Source organism: Mesorhizobium sp. M0663, from assembly GCF_040320585.1.
GTDB lineage: Bacteria > Pseudomonadota > Alphaproteobacteria > Rhizobiales > Rhizobiaceae > Mesorhizobium.
The window spans coordinates 610,509-617,101 of the sequence record NZ_JAMYPX010000002.1; the positions used below are offsets into that span (position 1 = coordinate 610,509).

At 64.3% G+C, this 6,593-nt stretch carries 7 protein-coding genes; all 7 read right to left on the reverse strand.

Annotation, left to right across the window (positions count from 1 at the left end; genetic code table 11):
- Positions 1 to 205: 205 nt before the first annotated feature.
- The gene (locus NKI54_RS06435) at positions 206 to 1,087 is read right to left on the reverse strand and encodes an AAA family ATPase (protein WP_352638169.1); all 882 of its coding nucleotides are present in this window, start codon (positions 1,085 to 1,087) and stop codon (positions 206 to 208) included.
- Between the two features lie 9 nt (positions 1,088 to 1,096).
- Positions 1,097 to 2,101 (reverse strand): xanthine dehydrogenase family protein molybdopterin-binding subunit, encoded by a 1,005-nt coding sequence (locus NKI54_RS06440; RefSeq protein ID WP_352638168.1) that lies wholly within the window; start codon positions 2,099 to 2,101, stop codon positions 1,097 to 1,099.
- 1 nt (position 2,102) lies between these two features.
- A complete protein-coding gene (locus NKI54_RS06445; RefSeq protein WP_352638166.1) occupies positions 2,103 to 3,467 on the reverse strand; it encodes a xanthine dehydrogenase family protein molybdopterin-binding subunit in 1,365 nt (454 codons plus the stop codon).
- Between the two features lie 13 nt (positions 3,468 to 3,480).
- Entirely contained in the window at positions 3,481 to 3,963 is a 483-nt protein-coding gene (locus NKI54_RS06450; RefSeq protein ID WP_352622417.1) for a (2Fe-2S)-binding protein, read from the reverse strand.
- Between the two features lie 49 nt (positions 3,964 to 4,012).
- Complete coding sequence (locus tag NKI54_RS06455; RefSeq protein ID WP_352638164.1) at positions 4,013 to 4,807, reverse strand: FAD binding domain-containing protein; 795 nt, start codon at positions 4,805 to 4,807, stop codon at positions 4,013 to 4,015.
- A gap of 12 nt (positions 4,808 to 4,819) precedes the next feature.
- On the reverse strand, positions 4,820 to 5,269 hold the full coding sequence (locus NKI54_RS06460; protein WP_352638162.1) for an SRPBCC family protein: 450 nt from the start codon (positions 5,267 to 5,269) through the stop codon (positions 4,820 to 4,822).
- A 108-nt stretch (positions 5,270 to 5,377) separates the two neighbouring features.
- Positions 5,378 to 6,205 carry an AraC family transcriptional regulator gene (locus tag NKI54_RS06465; protein ID WP_023675803.1) on the reverse strand — a complete coding sequence of 276 codons (828 nt, stop codon included), beginning with the start codon at positions 6,203 to 6,205 and terminating at the stop codon, positions 5,378 to 5,380.
- Between the last annotated feature and the right edge of the window lie 388 nt (positions 6,206 to 6,593).

Consider the following 6,593-nt stretch of genomic DNA (forward strand, 5'->3'; position numbering starts at 1 on the left):
ATCTCCCCCTCAAAGGGGGAGATTGGCAGCTTCGACGCTCCGCTCAGCCCTGCAATGTTGGAGTTTAGCGAAAGCCGGGATGACATCTGATCTCCCCCCTTGAGGGGGAGATGCCAAGTGGTGGCAAAGAGGGCAGGACAGAGGGGGGTGCTGTCCCGCCAACGTTGCGGAATGGACGGGAGGAGGGGATTGCCGACTTCCCGGCTCACGCCAGCGCCTCCTCGACAATCTTGCCGAGCTCCGGCGCGATGCAGGATAGATCCTCCTCGTCCTTGATCAGCACGCCAATGGCGCGGCGAAACGCTTCCGGCCACGGGCTGCCGCCCTTTTCGAGGATGGTCGCGGCATTGGCCCATTCGACCGCCTCGGCGATGCCGGGCGGCTTCGCCAGCGGACGCGCGCGAATATCGCGCACGGCGGCAGCCACCGCGCGCGCTGTGGCCTCGGCGACATCGCCGGCGCGCAGCATGATGATCTCGGCCTCGCGCCCGGCGTCGGGATAGGTGATCCAGTGGTAGACGCAGCGCCGCCGCAGCGCTTCGGCCAGTTCTCGGGTGCGGTTCGAGGTCAGGATGACGATCGACTGCGCCGTCGCGCGAATGGTGCCGCGCTCGGGAATACTGATTTGGAAATCGGACAGGAATTCCAGCAGCAGCGCTTCGAATTCATGGTCGGAACGGTCGATCTCGTCGACCAGCAGCACGCGCTTTTCCGGCGCCTTCAGCACCTGCAGCAGCGGCCGCGCGATTAGGAAGCGGTCGTCGTAGATGTCGATCTCATGCTCGCCGGCATGGCGGATGGCGAGCAACTGGCGCTGGTAGTTCCATTCGTAGAGCGCATGCGCGGCGTCGATGCCCTCATAGCATTGCAGTCGCACCAGCTCACGCCCGAGCAGTTCGGCTATCGCCTTCGCCGCTTCGGTCTTGCCGACGCCGGGCGCGCCTTCGAGCAGCAGCGGCTTACCCAGCCTGATCGCCAGGAAGATTGCGGTGGCCAGGCTTTCATCGGCGAGATAGCGCGAGGCGGCGAGCCGCGACGCCACCGCCTCCGGCGATGTCGCGACTGTCTCGGCACTTCTCTTGGGCATTTCCAACACTCAGTTCGATGCTTGCGCCTTCAGCGCCCGCAGGATGCGCTCCGGCGTGATCGGCAGCGTGTCGATGCGCACGCCGACGGCGTCGAAGACGGCATTGGCGACCGCCGGGATCTGCGGGTTGGCGCACATTTCGCCCGGCCCCTTGGCGCCGTACGGCCCGTCGGCCGAGGGCCTCTCCAGCACGATGATCTCGGTTTGCGCGAGATCGCCAGGACCCGGCATCAGATATTGGTTGAAGTCGGTGCCGCCGTGATCGCGGTCGGGGTAATAGGGTTCGGTCGTCTCGTAGAGCGCATGGCTGATGCCCATCCACGAGCCGCCGACGAGTTGCTGCTCGACCATTTTCGGGTTCAGCGCGCGACCGATCTCGAACACGTTCTTCACCGTCAGCACGGTGACCTCGCCGGTCTCGTCGTCGACTTCGACCTCGGCAACCGTGCAGGCGTGCGCGTAGCAGGTCGACGGCTTCATCGCGCCGGTTTCCTTTTCGGGATAGGAGCGCGGGATCAAAAACATGCCTCGGCCGGAAATCGAACGACCGCGCTTGAAATGCGCCGACAGCGCGACATCGAAGATCGAGATCGATTTCTGCGGCGCGCCCTTGACCAGGATGTTGCCCTGGCCATCGGTCTCGAGGTCGGACGCATTGACTTCAAGCTCCTCGGCCGCCACTTCCAGCATCACCTGGCGGGCTTCCCTGGCCGCCTGGATGACGGCGTTGCCGGCGCGATGCGTGCCGCGCGAGGCGAAGGTGCCCATGCAGTGCGGACCGGTATCGGTGTCGGCGGTGTCTACGACGACACGGTCGGTCGGCACGCCGATCGTCTCGGCGCAGATCTGCGCCATGATCTGCTTCATGCCCTGGCCGAGATCGACGCTCGACAGCGTGACCATGAAATTGCCGGTCGGCGTCGAATGCACCAGCGCCTGGGTCGGGTCGCCGCCGAGATTCATGCCGGTCGGGTAGTTGATCGCGGCGACGCCGCGTCCGCGCCTGATCGCCATCTCAAGCTCCCTTCGCGTAGGACGACATCGCCATGAATTTTTCTGCCACGGGCCAGTTGGCGCGCGAGGCTTCCTGCATGCACTCGATCAGCGCAGCACCCTCGGTCGGCTGCCGATGTGCTTTCATGTCGCCATCGCGATAGGCGTTGATGAAACGGAATTCGAGCGGGTCCATGCCGATCAGCCGGGCGAGCTTGTCCATCTGTACCTCCAGCGCGAAATCGCCGATGGTGACGCCGAAGCCGCGCATCGCCGAGGACGGGGTGCGGTTGGTGTAGACGCAGTAGGTGTCGATCCAGACGTTCGGGATCGTATAGGGGCCGGGATAATGGCCGGCGCCCTTCTGCGCGCCGTAGGGCGAATGGCGCGAATAGGCGCCGGCATCGGTGTAGCCCGTGACTTTACGCGCGACGATGCGGCCGTCGTTCATGACGCCGTCCTTGATGATGACTTTCTCGGCGGCGCGCGGCGAGGAAATCTGCATCTCTTCCTCGCGGCTGTAGATAAAACAGACCGGTCGTCCTGTTATTTTGGCGCCAAGGATGGCGATCGGCTCGACGATGACGTCGACCTTGCCGCCAAAGCCGCCGCCGACAGTGCCGCCGACGAAATGCAGCTTGTTGCCAGGCATCTGCAGGATGATCGAGGCGTTATCGAGGGTGAAGAACATCGCCTGCGTGTTGGTGTAGCAGGTGAAGCGGTCGTTACCCTCGGGTGCGACGATGCAGCCGGTCGTCTCGGTCGGCGCATGCTCGATCGGTGAAGACTGGTAGGTCTGTTCGAGCACGTGGTCGGCCTCGGCGAAGCCGACTTCGACATCGCCGAAGCGCACCTTGCGGCATTCGCCGCTATCGTAGAGATAGTAGTTCCGGCCATGGTACTCATTGACGATCGGCGCGCCGGGCTTCAGCGCTTCCTCCATGTCGAAGACGGCCGGCAGCACTTCGTAGTCGACCTTGACCTTGGCGGCGGCTTCCTGGGCGGCGCGCTCGGTCTCGGCCAGCACCGCCACAACTGCCTCGCCCTTCCAGCGCACCTTGCCGTCGGCCAGCACCGTCTCGTCCTCCGGCCCGATCTGGATCAGGATCAGGATGGTGTAGACATTGTGCGGCACATCCTTGGCGGTCAGGATTCTCACCACGCCCGGATGCCTCTCGGCCTCCGACGTATCGATGCTGCGGATGCGGGCGTGATGATGCGGGCTGCGCACCATCTTCAGGTGCAGCATGCCGGCAAAATTGCGGTCGGCGAAATAGGCGGTCTTGCCGGTGACATGGCCGGGCGAATCCGAACGCGGCCGCGGCTGGCCGATCTCGTGCAGATCGTCCTTGCGCTGGTCGGCGAAGTAGTTCTTGCGGAGTTCCATCTTTTTGACTCCCTCAAGCCGCGTTCTGCGAATTGGAGCGCGCAGCGCTCAGCACCGCCTGGATGATCGGTTCGTAGCCGGTGCAGCGGCAGATATTGCCCGACAACGCCTCGACCACGTCCTCGCGGCTGGGGTTCGGGGTTTGGTCGAGCAGCACCTTGGCGGCCATGATCATGCCCGGCGTGCAGAAACCGCATTGGGTCGCGAAAGCATCGAGGAAAGCGCGTTGCAGCGGATGCAGCACGCCGCCTTCCGCCAGCCCCGTGGTCGTGGTAATGGCCGCACCGTTGCAGGTCTCGGCCAGCGTCAGGCAGGAGAGCCTGAGCTCGCCATCGATGATGACCGAGCACGCGCCGCAAGTGCCCTGGTGGCAGCCGCCTTTTGGCGAGGTGTCGCCGATCTTGTCGCGCAGCGCATGAAGCAGCGTTGTGCCGCTGTCGATGAATTCGGCCTTTTCGGCACCATTGAGCGTGAACTGAACCGGGACCTTTGCCATCTTTTTACTCCTTGCGCCGCAGCCAGGCGGACATACGCGCCACGGTCTTTCAGGCGAGCAGCAGCCGGCCGAGATGGACCGGCAGGACTTCGTTGCGATACCAGGCACTGGCGATCGGATCGGTTCGCGGCGAAGTGCCGTCGCGGGCAACAGCCAGTGCCGGTGCGATGCCCTCGCTCGTGAGTTCCCGGCCAATCAGGGCCTTCTCCGCCGCCCTGGCACGGATCGGCCGGTCGGCCATGCAGCCGAGCGCGATCCGCGCGGACGACACAGTGCCGTCCGGTGCGTGCTCCAGCACGGTCGCGATGCTCAGCACCGAAATGCCCTTTGGCTTGACCCTCGACACTTTCAGGAAGCGAAAGCCGCCTTCCTTCGGAAGCGTGAAGCCGACCGCAGTGACGATGGCGTGGTTGCTTTCGCGTTTCGCCAGGAAGGTTTCGATCGGCAGTTCGCCGTCGCCGGTGTTGACGGTTGCGTCCAAGGCCAGCAGTGCAACGGTGAAATCGCCGTAAGGCGCTGGCGCGAAGAGATTGCCGCCGACGCTCGCCATGTTGCGGATCGCCGGGCCGCCGACGGCGCGCGCGGCGTGGGCCAGCGGGGCGAGATCCGGATGGCGGGCGATCGCCGCCATGGTCACCGACGCGCCGATGCGGACCGTGCCGCCGGAGACGCTGATGGCCGACAACGCCGGGTCGGTCGACCTGACGAAACCGGAGATCGACACGTCGCCTTCATTGACGGCGCGCACGACCAGCGTGCCGCCACCGAGATAGCGGGTGCCGGCGGCTTTCAGCGCCGCGCCGGCGTCCTTCACCGTCGGGAAAGTCTGCAATGCAAGCGTCATGGAACGCTCCCTTTACGCCTGGCTTTGGCCGGCAAAATGGGCCTTCAGGGCGTTGAACCCGCCCTGGAAAACATTGGCGCCCATGCCTTCGGCCAATTTATCGGCTTCCTCGGGAGCGGCGTCGAAGCTGGCGGTCCATTCGGCATAGGTGCGGTCGCCGTCCGTCACCCGCCGCAACTGCAGCGTCGACTTGTGATTGGTGAGCGGCTGCGGCGTCTCCAGGATGGCGTAGCTGACGAGGAAGTTCTCGTCGGAGAAATCGAGCAGCTTTTCGCGGAGGCGGGCGCCGCTGGCGAGCTGGAAATTGCGCACGCAGCCGATCGTGCCGGCATCCTTGCCGTCTTCGATATGGCTTTCGACCATGCGCGGGTGCCAGGTCGGCAGGCCGTTGAAGTCGCGTATGCGCGCCCAGACCTTTTCGACCGGTGCGTCGATGACGCTGGAGATGGTGACTTTCGCCATATGATCGTTCCCTTGCAAATCAGCTGCTTGGGAGGGTAGAGCGGCAGGCTCGGCAGCGCTTATCAATGCGTCTTGAACGCCTATCAAATAGTCTGAAAAAACGGGCGCTCAGCTGATCGCCCGCGCCGCCTCGCGGTAAAGCGTCGGCGGGACGCCGACATGGTCGCGGAAGAAGCGCGAGAAATTGCCTTGCGTGGTGAAGCCGAGATTGCAGGCGACCGAGATCAGCGGCTCCTGCGACCACTGTAACTGCCGCACCGCTTCCTCCATGCGCAGCGTGTTCCAATAGACGTTGGGCGTCAGATTGGTCTGTTCCTTGAACAGGGCGAAGAAATGCGGCCGCGACAGGCCGACGCTGCGCGCCACGTCGTCGAAGCAGATGCGCTCGCAGACATTGGCTTTCATCAGCTGGATCGCCTTGCGGACGCGGAAGTCTTGCATGGTGTTGATGCGGGTGCGCACCGTCTGCGGTGCGGAGGCGTCGGCGGCATCGAGCACGCTGTCGATGAAGCGCTCGATCTCGTAATTGGCGATGTCGTCGATGCTCTCATTGTCGCTGAGATGGTCGAGAAGGTTGGCCGCTGCCTTGTGCAGCCAAGGCTCGAGCGTGATTGCCGGGGCAGAGAACAGCGGCGCGGCGGAAGGCAGCTCGCGGCGTTTTCGTGCCCAGTCCGGATCGATGTAAAAGGCGAGGAACAGGCCGGGCGTGCCGTCGCGGGACAGAGCGTGGCTGTGCGGCTGGAAGGAATTGATGCCGGCGGCGGTGCCCGGTCCAAGCCGTACCGTCTCGCGGCCGATGGTCATCTCGCCGGCGGTGCCTTCCAGCCAGATGATGATATGCGCCTCGACATGGGCATGGGTGACGAAGTCGCTGGCGACGTTCAGGACAGAAACATGTCCGAACCGGCCCCAGTAGAGCCTGATCGCTTCCGTCATGGGTATATCCTCCCGCAGGCGACTGGCCTCCCTTCGCCTGCTGCGAGCGATTGTGCGGCGCAGTTTGGGCTTGCGTCAAGACGCATGTGCACGTCCGGGCGCCGGCCATGCGCCGCACCGCGGATTTTCAGACTCGGCGATAGGAGCGCGTCCCCTTCTCCCCCTGTGGGAGAAGGTGGATCGGCGCGCTAGCGCCGAGACGGTTGAGGGGTGTTGGAAGAAATGAGGCGATGCCAAGCTGGAGCACCCCTCATCCGTCGCCTTCGGCGACACCTTCTCCCACAAGGGGCTAGCGTGCGCACACATCTGATTTGGCGGGGATTAGTTTGGATTTGCAAGAGCGAAGCCCTCGGCGATGGCGTGGAAGCGTTTTAGCCCATTGGAGAAG

Excerpts from the sequence above, each read along its gene's own strand:
- NKI54_RS06435 (WP_352638169.1), bottom strand. The coding sequence starts at position 1,087 with ATGCCCAAGAGAAGTGCCGAGACAGTCGCGACATCGCCGGAGGCGGTG.
- NKI54_RS06440 (WP_352638168.1), bottom strand. The coding sequence starts at position 2,101 with ATGGCGATCAGGCGCGGACGCGGCGTCGCCGCGATCAACTACCCGACC.
- NKI54_RS06460 (WP_352638162.1), bottom strand. The coding sequence starts at position 5,269 with ATGGCGAAAGTCACCATCTCCAGCGTCATCGACGCACCGGTCGAAAAG.
- NKI54_RS06465 (WP_023675803.1), bottom strand. The coding sequence starts at position 6,205 with ATGACGGAAGCGATCAGGCTCTACTGGGGCCGGTTCGGACATGTTTCT.
- NKI54_RS06445 (WP_352638166.1), bottom strand. The coding sequence starts at position 3,467 with ATGGAACTCCGCAAGAACTACTTCGCCGACCAGCGCAAGGACGATCTG.
- NKI54_RS06450 (WP_352622417.1), bottom strand. The coding sequence starts at position 3,963 with ATGGCAAAGGTCCCGGTTCAGTTCACGCTCAATGGTGCCGAAAAGGCC.
- NKI54_RS06455 (WP_352638164.1), bottom strand. The coding sequence starts at position 4,807 with ATGACGCTTGCATTGCAGACTTTCCCGACGGTGAAGGACGCCGGCGCG.